This is a genomic window from Micromonospora chalcea, from assembly GCF_002926165.1.
GTDB classification, from domain to species: Bacteria; Actinomycetota; Actinomycetes; order Mycobacteriales; family Micromonosporaceae; genus Micromonospora; species Micromonospora chalcea.
Map to the genome: position 1 here is coordinate 53,927 of NZ_MAGP01000103.1, position 14,506 is coordinate 68,432.

Below are 14,506 nucleotides of genomic sequence, written 5' to 3' on the forward strand. Positions count from 1 at the left end.
ATGACCCCCGAGGCTGGCGCGGTGGCGACGGACGGCGCGGCCGTCAACGGTGCTGTTGCCGGCGGCGCGGCCGCGGGCGCGGCGGCGCCGGCCGGCGGCAAGGCCGCTATCGGCGACATCGAAGAGGCGATGAAGGACGTCGTCGACCCCGAGCTGGGCATCAACGTGGTCGACCTGGGCCTGGTGTACGGCGTCCACGTCGACGACGACAACGTGGCCACCCTGGACATGACGCTGACCTCGGCGGCCTGCCCGCTGACCGACGTGATCGAGGACCAGGCCCGGCAGGCGCTGACCACCGGTCCCGGTGGCGGCCTCGTCAACGACATCCGGATCAACTGGGTCTGGCTGCCGCCGTGGGGCCCCGACAAGATCACCGACGAGGGGCGCGACCAGCTCCGCTCGCTCGGCTTCAACGTCTGACAGTTCTCCCGGTCACCGCCGCGGGCGCGGCACCCTTGAGGGGTGCCGCGCCCGCGGTGTTCTGTTCTCTCGGCATGATCGACACCGTTACGCCGATGTGGTGTGGTCGGAGTGGCTTTGATGCCGCCACATCGGCGAAGTGGTGTCGATCAAGGTGACCTGGCGGCACTGCCACCGGCGTTGGTGCCCCGAACAGCGAGATCTTGGTACGAGATCGCCCCTGCGGGGGCAGATTCGTACCAAGATCTTCAGTCCAACCGAGGCGCGGGAAAACCGGTTCCGGGGTGGGGGAACCAGGGGGCAGGATGAGCGGGTGATCGAGGCGTACCCGAAGCAGGCTCCTGTCCGTGCGGCCACCGCCGCGCGTCGACAGCGCATCCTGCCGCCGGCCGCCTCGGCCCGCCACCCCTCGTCGTGACCGGGGCGTTCCTGGCCGGCCTGGTCGCCGGCTACGGCGTCGCCATCCCGGTCGGCGCGATCGCGATCCTCATTCTCGGGCTCAGCGCGCGTACCTCGTTCCGGGTCGGTTCGGCGGCGGCGCTCGGCGTGGCCACCGCCGACGGGATGTACGCGGCCGTGGCGGCGCTCGGCGGGGCCGCGGTGGCCAGCGGGCTCGCGCCGTTCGCGGGTCCGCTGCGGCTGATCGCCGCGGGGGTGCTGCTGGCCCTCGCCTGCCTCACCGCCTGGCGCGCGATGCGCCCACCCGCCCCGGCGCAGGAGCCGGACTCACCCGCCCCGGCGCAGGAGCCGAGTCCGCGGGGTGGCCTGGACACGCCGGTGCGGGCGTTCGCCGCGGTTCTCGCGCTGACTCTGCTCAACCCGGCCACAGTGGTCTACTTCGTGGCGCTCGTCCTCGGCCGGGGCGACGTGCTCGGCTCCGGCGGGGCAGGTGCGATCGCCTTCACGGCCGGGGTGTTCCTCGCCTCGGCCAGCTGGCAGTTGCTGATCGCCGGCGGCGGCTCGCTGATCGGCCGGGCCCTCACCGGTCCCCGTGGGCGGCGGGTCACCGCGCTGCTGTCCAGCGCCATCATCGCCGCCCTCGCGGTCGCCACGGTGCTCGGCGTCTGACCGAAGGGGACGGCCGCGGCCCGACGGCATCGATCGGATTCCGGGAGCCGGGACGACCTGGAGCATCGTCCGGACGCAACCGCATCATCTTCGCGGCTGATGTTCGGAGTCGCGAGTGGTCCTAGGGTCACGGAACAATCCGTGGACCGTTCACGTACATCCGGTCATCCCCACCGGTCGTGCGTCGATCCACACCAGACCCAGCAGGGAGAAGACTTGAGGATCACCCTGTGGCGTCCGCCGCGCGACCGGCAACCCGCCCGGCGCGGACGGACCGCTGCCCTCCTCGTCGCCGCGCTGGCCGCGGCGACGCTTCCCGTTCTCGCGGCGCCCGCGCCCGCCTCCGCCGCACCCGGCGTCCACGGGCCGTGGCAGAAGGTGGACGGCAAGCCGGCGGCCACCAAGGCGGGCCGCCAGGCCGCGATCAAGGCCAAGCGGCTGACCGCGTACAAGCTGGACCGCGGCACCATGAAGGGCCTGCTGGACAAGGCGCCGGCCGAGAAGCGCGTCGCGGTGGCCCGGGTGGCGAAGCAGGTGGTGTCGCTGCCCGCTCCGGACGGCACGTTCCAGCGCTTCGAGCTGGTCGACTCGCCGGTCATGGAGGCCGGTCTGGCCGCGAGGCACCCGGAGATCACCACGTACGCCGGCAAGGGCCTGGACGACCCGGCCGCGACCATCCGCGCGGACCTCACCCCGCTCGGGTTCCACGCCTCGGTCCGGTCGGCCAAGGGCAACTGGTACATCGACCCGTACTACCAGCGTGACCAGAGCCTGTACGCGAGCTACTTCGCCCGCGACCTGGAGCACCCGGAGGGCGAGTTCGTCGAGCGTGCGGACGTCACGCAGGAGGCGCACGCCCTGGCCGAGGAGATCGCCGAGGCGGAGGTCCCGGCCGGGCCGCTGGTGAAGCTGCGCACCTACCGGGTGGCGCTGGTGACCGACCCATCGTACGCCACCTACTTCGGCGCGGAGAACGTCACCGCCGCGAAGGTGACGCTGATGAACCGGGTCACCCAGATCTACGAGGACGAGACGGCGATCCGGCTCGTGCTGATCAACGACACCGACAAGACCAACCTGAACACGCCGGCCCTGGCCACCGAGCCGAACGGCCCGTGCGGCGCGGCGGCCTGCTTCACACCGGCGCAGCTCACCTCCTGCGGCAGTGGCACGCTCAGCCGTAACCGGATCGTGCTCGGCCAGCTGGTCGGCGCGAGCAACTACGACGTGGGCCACGTCGGCCTGGGCGTCAACGGCGGCGGCGTGGCCAGCCTCGGCGTGATCGGCGGCAACGGCAAGGCGCAGGGCTGCACCGGCCTGCCGACACCGGTCGGCGACTTCTACGCGGTCGACTACGTCTCGCACGAGATGGGTCACCAGTTCGCCGGCAACCACACCTTCAACGGCACCCAGTACAACTGCTCGGGCGGCAACCGCAGCGCGGCCAACTCGTACGAGCCGGGCAGCGGTTCGTCGATCATGGCGTACGCGGGCATCTGCCAGCAGGACAACCTCCAGCCGCACAGCGACCCGTACTGGTCGCACCGCAGCTACACCGAGATCACCAACTACGTCACGTCGAACCGCCCGGCCATCAACGAGGTGCAGAACGTCTCGCTGTACGGGTTCGACGCCGACGGTGACTCGTTCACCATCAGCTACGCGGGCAGCGACTCGGCGCCGATCACGCGGGGCGTCAACTACACCACCGCGGGCATCAAGGCGGCCATCGAGGGCATCGCCGGCTGGCCGGCCGGCGCGACGGTCACCGTGGCCGCGTTCGGTGGCAGCGGCACGCTCAACGACAACGGCTTCCAGGTGACGTTCGGCGGCACGCTGGCCACCACCAACGTGGCGTCGCTGGAGCTGACGAACGCCTCCGGCGCCTCCGGTTTCGTCGGTGAGACGGCCAAGGGCGGCGCCATCGACAACGGCGGCTGGCTGGTCGAGGAGACCACCAACCACGCCCCGGTGGTCACCGTCCCGGAGACCGTCACCATCCCGGTGCGTACGCCGTTCGCGCTGACCGGCAGCGCCACCGACGCCGACGGCGACACCGTCACGTACCTGTGGGAGCAGAACGACAGGGGCGCCACGACCGGCACCGCGCTGACGAACAACACGAAGGTCAACGGTCCGCTGTTCCGGGTGTTCGGCGAGGCGGCGATCGTGTCGCCGACGGACACGCTGAAGTACTACTCGCCGGGGCTGAACGCGGTCACCACCGACTCGACCCGGGTGTTCCCGGACATGCGGCAGATCCTGGCCGGCAACACCAACGCGGCCACCGGCGCCTGCCCGGCTGCCCCGGCGCCGCCGGCCACCGGTGGCGCGTCGAACGTGCCGGCCGAGCTTGTCGACTGCTACTCCGAGTTCCTGCCCACCCGCGACTGGGTCGGCATCGCGGGTGACCGGACCCTGCACTTCAAGCTCACCGCCCGGGACGGGCGGCTGGGCGGCGGCGGCATCGGCAGCGGCGACGTCGCCGTGGTGCTGGCGCCGGACGCGGGTCCGTTCCTGGTGACCTCGCAGGGCGCCGCCGCCGTCCTGGACGGCGGCTCGACCCAGACCGTGACGTGGGACGTGGCCGGCACCGACGTGGCGCCGGTGAACGCCGCGCAGGTGAAGATCTCGCTGTCCGCCGACGGCGGGCTGACCTTCCCGTACGTGCTGGCGGAGCAGACCGCCAACACCGGCTCGGCGACGGTGACGCTGCCGAACGTGGCGACCGGGAAGGCCCGGATCAAGATCGAGGCGGTCGGCAACGTCTTCTTCGACGTCAACGACGCCGACTTCACCATCCGGTCCGCACCGGCCGTCACCAGCACCGCCCCGGACGGTGGCGTGAGCGTCCAGTACAGCGACGCGCTCTCGCCTGCCGTCACGGTCACCGCGACCGACGGCGACACCACGGGCGCGGACCTGACCGCCGCCGCCACCGGGTTGCCCGCCGGCCTGTCCCTGGCCGTCACGAGCACCTCCGCGGCCGACGCCCGGCCGGGCTCGCGTACCTGGACGGTCGCCGGCACCACCACGGCGGCCCCGGGTGCCTATCCGGTCACGGTGACCGTCTCCGACGGCTCCGGGCTGACCGGCAGCACCTCGTTCACGATCACGGTCACCGCCGAGGACGCGGCGGTCAGCTGGGCCGGTGACACGCTGGTGAACACCGCGACCGGCGGCGCCTCCGGCAAGGCCCTGCTGCGGGCCGTGGTCCGGGACAGCTCGGTGCTGCCCGGCGCGACGGACACCACAGCCGGTGACATCCGGACCGCCACCGTCACCTTCACGAAGGACGGCGTGACGCTCTGCGCCGCAGTGCCGGCCCTGCTGGGCACGGCCACCACGAGCGCGTCCGCGGCGTGCGAGGCCACGCTGCCGAAGGGCACGCACACCGTCACCGCGACAGTGGGCGGCAACTACACGGGCAGCACCACCGCGCAGGTCACAGTCGCCGTCTCCGACGGCGGGTTCCTCACCGGTGGCGGTCACCTGACCGCCACCCGCTCGGCGGGCACCTACCCGGCCGACGTGAACTCCACCGTCGAGGTGGAGCTGAACGCGAAGCCGGGCAAGGCGAACAAGCCCGCCACCGGCAAGGCCGAGATCGAGTTCCGCTCCGGCGGGAAGGCGTACACGATCAAGTCCGGCACCGTCGACGCGCTCGGCGTCACCTCGGCGGGCAAGGTCGCCCAGGTGCGCTACCAGGCCGCCCTGTACGACAACAAGGGCAAGCTGGTGGCCTCCGGTCTGACCGTGGCCGTCACGGTGACCGACCGGGGCGCCCCCGGCAGGAACGACACCGTCGGGGTCACGCTGTGGAAGGGCGGCGCGCTGCTGTTCTCGTCCGACTGGACGGGCGGCGGCACCGCCGAGGTCACGCTGAAGGGCGGCAACCTCACCGTCCACTGATCCACCCGGTAGACGCGGGAGGGCACCGGTCACGGTGTCCTCCCGCGCTGCGTTGCGGGGCCCGCCGATGGCGTACCGTCGGGCCATGAGCAGCCGACCCGCCGCCGGCGGCGGCCGGTGGGTCGAGGTCGACCCCGGCCGCGTCGCCCGCTGGGTCGAGGGTTTCACCGACCGGCACGGCCCGCCCACGACCACAGTCCAGGAGTACGGGCTCCTCCTCACCGCCCCGGACGACGCCACCGCCGAGCTGCACACCCCGCCCGGGGCGAGCGCGTCGGCGGACGTACCCGGATTCGTCGCCTCCGCCACCGCGGCCCGCCGGATCGGTCTGCTGCTGGCCCGCAAGGGCGCTGTCGCGGTCGGCGTCGCCGACGGCGCCGACCTGGTGGTCTCCAAGGTGGACACCCGGTACGTGCAGGGACGTACCGCGGCGGGCGGCTGGTCCCAGCAGCGGTTCGCCCGGCGGCGCGACAACCAGGCGAAGGCGGCCCTGGGCGACGCGGCCGAGCTGGCCGTACGCCTGCTGTTGCCGGAGGCCGGCACGCTGTCGACGCTGGTGTGCGGCGGCGACCGGCGCGCGGTGGACACGGTGCTGACCGACCGACGGCTGGCCCCGCTGGCGGCGCTGCGCGCGCCGCGCCTGCTCGACGTGCCGGAGCCCCGGCACGCGGTGCTGGAGGCCGCCGTCGCGGCCGCCCGGGCGGTCCACATCCTGGTCCGCTGAACAGGAAAGATCACCTCAAGACGGCGCAATCCCGCTCCTCGATGGTGCATCGAATCGACTCGATGCCTATCGTCGGTGTCACGAAGCGGCGGGTCTCCGGGCGACCCGCAGGGGCAGCTTCGCCTCCGCCATCACGCGCCGACATCGTTGGGAGACAACAACTTCATGAGCGGATATCAGGACGGCCGGCTGCGAGCCCGGTGGCGCCGTGCGACGAGACTCCTCGTCGCGGCGGCGGCAATGAGCGCCGGAAGCCTCGTGCTCACCGCCACACTCACCGCCGGTACGGCGAACGCGGGCCCGGCGCAGCGCGCCGCGCTCGCCGCGCCCACCGTCAGCAGCGTCACCGCGGGCGGCGCGCACACGTGCGCGATCAGCACCGACGGGGGACTGTGGTGCTGGGGCTCGAACTACGGCGGTCAGCTCGGCGACGGGACCACCACGAACCGCAGCGCCCCGACGCGGGTCGGCACCGCCACCTGGACCAACGTCGACGCCGGCACCGGCCACACCTGCGCGGTCCGCACGGACGGGACGCTGTGGTGCTGGGGCTCGAACTTCCGCGGCCAGCTCGGCGACGGGAGCACCACCAGCCGCAGCGCCCCGGTGCAGGTCGGCACCGCGACCACCTGGGCCCGGGTCGACGCCGGCCCCCAGCACACCTGCGCGATACGCACCGACGGCACGCTCTGGTGCTGGGGCTTCAACCGGACCACCCAGCTGGGCGTCGGCGCCTCGCCGTACGTCGCGAACACCCCGCTGCAGGTCGGCACGGCCACCGACTGGGTGAGCGTCTCGACCGGCTACGGGCACACCTGCGGTATCCGGACCGGCGGCACGCTCTGGTGCTGGGGGGCCAGCTCGGACGGCCAGCTCGGGCTCGGCAACCTGACGCCGCAGACCGCGCCCGCGCAGGTCGGCACCGCGACCGGGTGGACCGGCGTCGCGGCCGGGTACGCGCACACCTGCGGGGTCCGCGCCGGCGGGCTGTGGTGCTGGGGTGAGAACGGATACGGCCAGCTCGGCGTGAGCGGCTCGTACCGGACCGCGCCGGTGCAGATCGGCACCGCCACCACGTGGAACCGGATCGCCGCGAGCAGCGACACGTCCTGCGCGTCGCGTACCGACGGCAGCCTGTGGTGCTGGGGCAAGAACTCCGCCGGGCAGGTGGGCGACGGCAGCACCACCCACCGGTCCGCGCCCGCGCAGGTCGGCACCGCCACCAGCTGGACCGGCGGGCTCGCGGTCACCGACCACGGCTGCGCGATCCGTACCGACGCCGGCCTGTGGTGCTGGGGCGACAACAGCGGAGGCCAGCTCGGTGACGGGACGACCGTCAACCGGTCCACTCCGGCTCAGGTGACACTGCCGGCCTGACCGGCCCCGGAAACGACATCGGCCCGCACCGCCGTCCGTGGCGGTGCGGGCCGATGCGCCGAGCGGGGATCAGGCCCCGGCGCCGAAGGTGTCGCAGGACTTCGGGTCACCGGTGGTGAAGCCCTTGGTGAACCACTGCTTGCGCTGCTCCGAGCTGCCGTGGGTGAACTCGTCCGGGTTCACCGGCCGACCGGAACGCTCCTGGATCGCGTCGTCGCCGATCTTCTCGGCGGCGTCGATGGCCTGGGAGATGTCCTCCTCGGTGATGCTCTTGAAGATCTTCTGCCCGCGCTCGTCGGCGGTGCCGGTGGCGTTCTTCGCCCACGCGCCGGCGTAGCAGTCGGCCTGCAGCTCCAGCTTCACCGACAGCGCGTTCGCGCTCTGCGGGTCACGCTCCTGCTGGCGGCGCATCTGCGCCTCGGTGCCGAGCAGGTCCTGCACGTGGTGGCCGTACTCGTGGGCCAGCACGTACGGCTGGGCGAACTCGCCCTTGGCGCCGAGCTGGTCGGCCAGCAGCCGGTAGAACGTGAGATCGATGTAGACCTGGTCGTCGGCCGGGCAGTAGAACGGGCCCACGCCGGAGTCGGCGGCGCCGCAGGCGGTGCTGACGTTCTGGCTGAAGAACACGGTCTTCGACGGCTTGTACTGCTCGCCGAACGCCTCCGGCATCGCGGTACGCCAGTACGCCTGGATCGAGTTGACGTAGAGAGTGTTGCGGCAGTCGAGCTGCTCCAGCGCGTCCTGCGCCGAGCACTTCTGCTCCAGCGAGGTGTTGTCGCCCTGCTCGGATCCGCCGCCGTTGGTGGCGGCGTTGAGGCCGAAGCCGCCGCCCACCAGGGCGACGAGCACGGCGATGATGATGCCCACGATCCCGCCCCGGCCGCCGCCGATCGGGATCGGAATGCCCATCCCGCCGCCTCCGCCGGACCCTCGCCGGTCGTCCACCTGGCTGGTGTCGACCCGCGCGTTCTCGTTCAGCTCCATGTTGACCCCGATCACCGATGTGTCCGTTTGTGATGGTTGCGGTACCGGACCGGGTCCGGACGGCGGGTTTCGTACCCGATGATCTTGCACGGTAATCCGGGGGAGAGGGCCCGCGGGGACCGGTACACTTGCCCCCGTGCTGCGCTGCGAAGGCTGAACCGCCCCGCGCCGACGGGAAATCACCACCCGCCGGCGCTTTCGCGTGCCCTGAGTCAGCCCTTCCGGACCCGAGAGCGAGTACTCCGAGATGATCACTGCCACCGGCCTGGAACTGCGCGCCGGTTCCCGGATCCTGCTGTCCGACACCACCCTGCGGGTGCAGCCGGGGGACCGGATCGGCCTGGTCGGGCGCAACGGCGCCGGCAAGACCACCACGCTCAAGGTGCTCGCCGGCGAGGGACAGCCGTACGGCGGCCAGATCGACCGGCGCAGCGCCATCGGCTACCTGCCGCAGGACCCGCGCACCGGCGACCTGGACGTCACCGGCCGGGACCGGGTGCTCTCCGCCCGTGGGCTGGACGTGCTCATGGCGCAGATGAAGGAACTGGAGAACAAGCTCGCCGAAGGCGCCGACGACGAGCGGCTGGTCCGCCGCTACGGCGCGCTGGAGGACCAGTTCGCCTCCCTCGGCGGCTACGCGGCCGAAGCCGAGGCCGCCCGCATCTGCGCCAACCTCGGCCTGCCCGACCGCGCCCTGGCGCAGACCATCGGCACGCTCTCCGGCGGTCAGCGCCGCCGCATCGAGCTGGCCCGGATCCTGTTCCGCGACGCCGGCGAGAACGGCGGCGGCATCCTGCTGCTCGACGAGCCGACGAACCACCTCGACGCCGACTCGATCACCTGGCTGCGCGGCTTCCTCGCCAACCACAAGGGCGGCCTGATCGTGATCTCCCACGACGCCTCGCTGCTGGAGGCGGTGGTCAACAAGGTCTGGTTCCTGGACGCCACCCGGTCCGTGGTCGACACGTACAACCTGGGCTGGAAGGCGTACCTGGAGGCGCGGGAGACCGACGAGCGGCGCCGCCGCCGGGAGCGCGCAAACGCCGAGAAGAAGGCCGGCGCGCTGATGGCGCAGGCGGACAAGATGCGGGCCAAGGCCACCAAGACCGTCGCCGCGCAGAACATGGCCCGGCGCGCCGAGCGCCTGCTCTCCGGCCTGGACGAGGTCCGCGTCGCGGACAAGGTCGCGAAGGTACGGTTCCCGAGCCCCGCCCCGTGCGGCAAGACGCCGCTGACCGCCACCGGCCTGTCCAAGTCGTACGGGTCGCTGGAGATCTTCACCGACGTCAACGTGGCGGTGGACCGGGGTTCCCGGGTGGCCATCCTCGGCCTCAACGGCGCCGGCAAGACCACGCTGCTGCGGATGCTCGGCGGGCTGCTGGAGCCGGACACCGGCGAGGTACGCCCCGGGCACGGGCTGCGGCTGGGCTACTACGCCCAGGAGCACGAGACGCTCGACGTGGACCGGACGATCCTGGAGCACATGCGCAGCGCCGCGTCCGACCAGACCGACACCGACCTGCGCAAGATCCTCGGCGCGTTCCTCTTCTCCGGCGAGGACGTGGACAAGCCGGCCGGCGTGCTCTCCGGCGGCGAGAAGACCCGGCTGGCGCTGGCCACGCTGGTCTGCTCCGGCGCCAACGTGCTGCTGCTGGACGAGCCGACGAACAACCTCGACCCGGTCAGCCGTGAGCAGGTGCTGGACGCGATCGCCCGTTACCCGGGCGCGATCGTGCTGGTCACGCACGACCCGGGCGCGGTCAGCGCGCTCAAGCCGGACCGCGCCATCCTGCTGCCCGACGGCGACGAGGACGCCTGGTCCGACGACCTGCTGGAGCTGGTCGAGCTGGCCTGACCCGCCCTCTTTTCCCCGTGGGCCGGGTCGGGGCGGGTCGGGTCGGTCAGGTCAGGAGATCGGCCAGGTGGGGGAGGACGCCGGAGGTGAGCAGGATGGTCGCGCCGATGACTATGAAGATCACCGGCACCAGCCAGTGGCCGGCGCGGCCGACCAGGGCCACCACCCGGGGGTGCCCGCCGAGCGCGGCGGCGACCGCGCACCACACGGCCACCAGTAGCGCGAACACCAGCAGCCAGACCAGGCCGGTGGCCGGGTCGAGGGAGCGGAACACCGGCACGTAGACGGCGATGTTGTCGGCTCCGTTCGCCACGGTCACCCCGGTGACGCCGAGCAGGCTGCCGACCACCGCCGGCGGCTCGTCGTCGTCGCCACGGGACATCAGCGCGCGTACGCCGAGCGCGACCGGCAGCAGGCCGAGCAGGCCGGGCCACGGGTCCGGCACCACGAGCAGCCCGGCGGCGGCCACCACCGCGACCGCGACGAGCGCGCCGATGCCCGCGTACTGCCCGGCGACGATCTGCCAGGGCCGGGGGCGTCCGGTGTGCCGGAGGGCCACGAACAGCACCGTGAGCACGACGATGTCGTCGAGATTGGTGGCGGCGAAGACACCGGCGGCACCCGCCGCGGCCGTGATCACGTCAATCACCCCGGGCACGATACGGCCCGCCGCGCCGGCCGTCGCATGATCCACACCAGTTCGCCGAAGTGGAGGTGTCCGGAGCACGGTGACGCAGCCACTTCGGGGAGGTGGTGTCGATCATGGGGGAGGATGCGCTCGTCCGGCGGGGCGGTACGGATCAGCCGGTCGGAAGGATCACTCTATCGGGAAGCTGACATTGCGTAGCGTGTCGGTTGGCGAATAGTTGATATCTGGCGCATGATCGTCCGAGGCGGTCTAATAGGTGGGACCGTATCCGAACCGCACAGTCTGGGACGTGAGGGATCAGCATGGCAGCCACCGGCACAGCCACCAGCACTGAGAAGGGTCGCCGGATCGTCGGGGCCGAGCGTCAGACGCTCGCCAAAGACCTGGTAAAGCGGTACACCGGGGGTGAGAGCATCCGTGCTCTGGCGGCCTCTACCGGCCGTTCCTACGGGTTCATCCACCGTGTGCTCACCGAATCCGGCGTGCAGCTGCGGCAGCGCGGCGGCGCCCGGCGCCGGAAGAAGGCGTGACCCGCCGCCCAGCGTCGTCCATCAGCGCAGTGTTCCGGGGCGTCCGGTGACCGCCGAGACGACCGGAGTGCGCTTCGACTGCGACGGGCCGGTTGCGACGGTGACGTTGTGCCGGCCCGACGTGCTCAACGCCCAGACCCCGGCGATGTGGCGGGCGATGAGCGACTTCTCCCGCGACCTGCCCGGCGACGTCCGCGTCGTCGTCGTACGCGGCGAGGGGCGCGCCTTCTCCGCGGGCCTGGACCTGGCGGTCGCCGGTGCCACCGGGCCGGGCTCCTTCGCCGAGCTGGCCGCGCTCCCGGAGGCGGAGTGCGCCGACCGGATCGCCGAGTACCAGGGCGGCTTCACCTGGCTGCACCGGCCGGACGTGGTGTCGATCGCCGCGGTGCAGGGCCACGCCATCGGCGCCGGCTTCCAGCTCGCGCTCGCCTGCGACATGCGTGTGCTCGCCGCCGACGCCAGGCTCTCGATGGCCGAGGTGACACTCGGCCTGGTGCCCGATCTGGCCGGCACGCGCCGCCTGGTCGAGCTGGTCGGCTATTCGCGCGCCCTGGAGATCTGCGCCACCGGCCGCCGGATGGACGCCACCGAGGCGGACCGGATCGGCCTGGCCACCCTCGTGGTGCCGAACGACGAGCTGGACGCCGCGGTGCGTGACCTGTCGGCCGGGCTCCTCGCCAACAACCGGGACGCGATCGTCGAGATCAAGGCGCTCCTGGCGGGCGCGGCCGACCGTACGCACGCCGAGCAGCAGCGCGCCGAGCGGGAGGCGCAGACCCGGCGTATCCGGGACCTGGCCGGCCAGGGCGAGTAACCGGCCCGGAGCGCGATTTTCGTAAGGACCGTTCGGGAAGATCTGGGTTACTCGCGAGGTTGTCACAGGCGTCTGGAGAATGGACTCCGACGATTCATGCTGCCTGACGACCTGGAGGTGACGAGTGTCCCACCCGATGGCCGGCGGCGGCATGGGCGGCTGGAGCATGCTCCGGTCGCTGCGCAACCGGGACGAGGTCTCCGCCCACGAGCTCAAGCGCGGCACGGCCCGGCGGATCGTCGCGTTCGCCCGGCCCTACCGGCGTGACATCGTCGTCTTCCTGATCACCGTGATCATCGCCGCGGTGATCGGCGTGGCCACGCCGCTGCTCGCCGGCGACGTCATCGACGCGATCGCCGGCGGCGGTCCGGACGCCCGCACGACTGTGGTCCGGCTCGCCCTGATCATCGCCACGCTCGCCGTGGCCGATGCCCTGTTCTCCCTGGTCCAGCGGTGGTATTCGGCCCGCATCGGCGAGGGCATCATCCTCGACCTGCGCACCCGGGTCTACGACCACGTCCAGCGGATGCCGCTGCAGTTCTTCACCCGCACGCAGACCGGCGCGCTCGTGAGCCGGCTCAACAACGACGTGCTCGGTGCGCAGCGGGCGTTCACCTCGACGCTGTCCGGAGTGGTCAGCAACGTCATCCAGCTCGTGCTCACCGCCGGCGCGATGCTCGTGCTGTCCTGGCAGATCACCGTGCTGGCGCTGGTGCTGCTGCCGATCTTCATCATCCCGGCCCGCCGGGTGGGCCGGCGCCTGGCCGAGATCACCCGCGAGTCGTACAACCTCGACGCGAAGATGAACGCGACCATGACCGAGCGGTTCGGCGTGGCCGGAGCGCTGCTGGTCAAGCTGTTCGGCGCGCCGGAGGTCGAGGCCGACCGGTTCGCCCGCCGGGCCGAGCGGGTGCGCGACATCGGCATCCAGTCCGCGATGTACTCGCGGACGTTCTTCGTGGCGATGCTGCTCGTCGCGTCGCTGGCCCAGGCGCTCACCTACGGGGTGGGCGGCTGGCTGGCGGTCACCGGTGCGGTCAGCGCCGGCACCGTCGTCAAGCTGGCGCTGCTGCTGACCCGCCTCTACGGCCCGCTCACCGCACTCTCCAACGTCCGGGTCGACGTGATGAGCGCGCTCGTGTCGTTCGACCGCGTCTTCGAGGTGCTCGACCTGCGTCCGGGCATCGCGGAGAAGCCCGACGCGGTGCCGGTGCCGCGCGGCAGCGGCCGGGTCGAGTTCCGCGACGTGCGCTTCCGCTACCCGAGCGCCGCCGAGGTGTCGCTCGCGTCGCTGGAAGAGGTCTCGACCCTCGACCGTACGGTGAACGAGCCGGTGCTCAAGGGCGTCTCGTTCGCCGTCGAGCCCGGGCAGATGGTGGCCCTGGTCGGCCCCTCCGGCGCCGGCAAGTCGACGCTGTCCATGCTGATCTCCCGGATCTACGACGTCAGCGAGGGCCAGGTGCTGGTCGGCGGCGTCGACGTGCGGGACGCGACGCTCGCCTCGCTGCGCGACGAGATCGGCGTGGTCACCCAGGACTCGCACCTGTTCCACGAGACCATCCGCGAGAACCTGCGGTACGCCAAGCCCGACGCCACCGACGACGAGATCTGGACCGCCCTGGCCGGCGCGCAGGTGGCCGACCTGGTCCGGGCGCTGCCGGACGGGCTCGACACGACGGTCGGCGAGCGCGGCTACCGTTTCTCCGGCGGCGAGAAGCAGCGCATCGCCATCGCCCGGTTGCTGCTCAAGGCCCCGTCGATAGTGATCCTGGACGAGGCCACCGCCCACCTGGACTCGGAGAGCGAGGCAGCGGTGCAGCGGGCGCTGTCGGTGGCGCTGACCGGCCGTACCGCGCTGGTGATCGCGCACCGGCTCTCGACGGTGCGCGACGCGGACCAGATCCTCGTGCTCGACGAGGGGCGGATCGTGGAGCGCGGCCGGCACGACGAACTGGTGGCCGTCGGCGGCCTGTACGCCGAGCTGTACCGCACCCAGTTCGCGGTCACCGACTCGCCCGCGCCGCACGCCGAGGCGGAGCAGCCGGAGCCGGTGGTGACCACTGTGCCGATGGGCACCTACGTCGCCCACGAGGCCATGCCCCCGGCGGCAGCCAACTAGCGGCCCGCGAGGCCTCAATCCCGGCGCCGACGGGCGTGGATCGGCACCGAC

At 72.1% G+C, this 14,506-nt stretch carries 11 protein-coding genes; 9 read left to right on the plus strand and 2 right to left on the minus strand.

The features are described from left to right. The 5 genes from BAW75_RS11495 (at position 1) to BAW75_RS11515 (ending at position 7,504) form a co-directional block, all read left to right on the plus strand. The gene (locus tag BAW75_RS11495) at positions 1 to 423 is read left to right on the plus strand and encodes a metal-sulfur cluster assembly factor (protein WP_064446423.1); all 423 of its coding nucleotides are present in this window, start codon (positions 1 to 3) and stop codon (positions 421 to 423) included. A gap of 414 nt (positions 424 to 837) precedes the next feature. Beyond that, entirely contained in the window at positions 838 to 1,491 is a 654-nt protein-coding gene (locus BAW75_RS11500) for a LysE/ArgO family amino acid transporter (protein ID WP_104113562.1), read from the plus strand. A gap of 216 nt (positions 1,492 to 1,707) precedes the next feature. Beyond that, positions 1,708 to 5,403 carry a reprolysin-like metallopeptidase gene (locus BAW75_RS11505; protein ID WP_244206084.1) on the plus strand — a complete coding sequence of 1,232 codons (3,696 nt, stop codon included), beginning with the start codon at positions 1,708 to 1,710 and terminating at the stop codon, positions 5,401 to 5,403. 85 nt (positions 5,404 to 5,488) lie between these two features. After that, a complete protein-coding gene (locus tag BAW75_RS11510) occupies positions 5,489 to 6,127 on the plus strand; it encodes an acVLRF1 family peptidyl-tRNA hydrolase (protein WP_167435557.1) in 639 nt (212 codons plus the stop codon). A 165-nt stretch (positions 6,128 to 6,292) separates the two neighbouring features. Then, positions 6,293 to 7,504: an RCC1 domain-containing protein gene (locus BAW75_RS11515; protein WP_104113564.1), complete on the plus strand. Its 1,212-nt coding sequence runs from the start codon at positions 6,293 to 6,295 to the stop codon at positions 7,502 to 7,504. Between the two features lie 69 nt (positions 7,505 to 7,573). Here BAW75_RS11515 and ypfJ read toward each other — a convergent pair whose 3' ends face one another. After that, positions 7,574 to 8,488 carry a KPN_02809 family neutral zinc metallopeptidase gene (gene ypfJ, locus BAW75_RS11520; protein WP_043331134.1) on the minus strand — a complete coding sequence of 305 codons (915 nt, stop codon included), beginning with the start codon at positions 8,486 to 8,488 and terminating at the stop codon, positions 7,574 to 7,576. A 247-nt stretch (positions 8,489 to 8,735) separates the two neighbouring features. Here ypfJ and BAW75_RS11525 point away from each other — a divergent pair, with 247 nt between their 5' ends. Further along, positions 8,736 to 10,343, plus strand: coding sequence for an ABC-F family ATP-binding cassette domain-containing protein (locus BAW75_RS11525; protein ID WP_064445312.1), 1,608 nt, complete (start codon positions 8,736 to 8,738; stop codon positions 10,341 to 10,343). A 46-nt stretch (positions 10,344 to 10,389) separates the two neighbouring features. On the opposite strand, the gene BAW75_RS11530 is transcribed toward BAW75_RS11525, so the two are convergent. Further along, a complete protein-coding gene (locus BAW75_RS11530) occupies positions 10,390 to 10,992 on the minus strand; it encodes a cadmium resistance transporter (RefSeq protein WP_244206085.1) in 603 nt (200 codons plus the stop codon). Positions 10,993 to 11,294: 302 nt separating this feature from the next. Between BAW75_RS11530 and BAW75_RS11535 the strand changes: the two genes are divergently transcribed. From BAW75_RS11535 to BAW75_RS11545, 3 genes are all read left to right on the plus strand, one after another. Continuing rightward, positions 11,295 to 11,522: a helix-turn-helix domain-containing protein gene (locus BAW75_RS11535; RefSeq protein ID WP_007072022.1), complete on the plus strand. Its 228-nt coding sequence runs from the start codon at positions 11,295 to 11,297 to the stop codon at positions 11,520 to 11,522. Between the two features lie 46 nt (positions 11,523 to 11,568). Beyond that, the gene (locus BAW75_RS11540; protein WP_064445313.1) at positions 11,569 to 12,336 is read left to right on the plus strand and encodes an enoyl-CoA hydratase/isomerase family protein; all 768 of its coding nucleotides are present in this window, start codon (positions 11,569 to 11,571) and stop codon (positions 12,334 to 12,336) included. A 136-nt stretch (positions 12,337 to 12,472) separates the two neighbouring features. Next, the gene (locus tag BAW75_RS11545) at positions 12,473 to 14,455 is read left to right on the plus strand and encodes an ABC transporter ATP-binding protein (protein ID WP_104113566.1); all 1,983 of its coding nucleotides are present in this window, start codon (positions 12,473 to 12,475) and stop codon (positions 14,453 to 14,455) included. Positions 14,456 to 14,506 lie beyond the last annotated feature (51 nt).

Bases quoted from the DNA above. Each gene is read 5' to 3' on its own strand.
- ypfJ (WP_043331134.1), bottom strand. From the start codon at position 8,488: ATGGAGCTGAACGAGAACGCGCGGGTCGACACCAGCCAGGTGGACGAC.
- BAW75_RS11545 (WP_104113566.1), top strand. From the start codon at position 12,473: ATGGCCGGCGGCGGCATGGGCGGCTGGAGCATGCTCCGGTCGCTGCGC.
- BAW75_RS11525 (WP_064445312.1), top strand. From the start codon at position 8,736: ATGATCACTGCCACCGGCCTGGAACTGCGCGCCGGTTCCCGGATCCTG.
- BAW75_RS11495 (WP_064446423.1), top strand. From the start codon at position 1: ATGACCCCCGAGGCTGGCGCGGTGGCGACGGACGGCGCGGCCGTCAAC.
- BAW75_RS11535 (WP_007072022.1), top strand. From the start codon at position 11,295: ATGGCAGCCACCGGCACAGCCACCAGCACTGAGAAGGGTCGCCGGATC.
- BAW75_RS11515 (WP_104113564.1), top strand. From the start codon at position 6,293: ATGAGCGGATATCAGGACGGCCGGCTGCGAGCCCGGTGGCGCCGTGCG.
- BAW75_RS11510 (WP_167435557.1), top strand. From the start codon at position 5,489: ATGAGCAGCCGACCCGCCGCCGGCGGCGGCCGGTGGGTCGAGGTCGAC.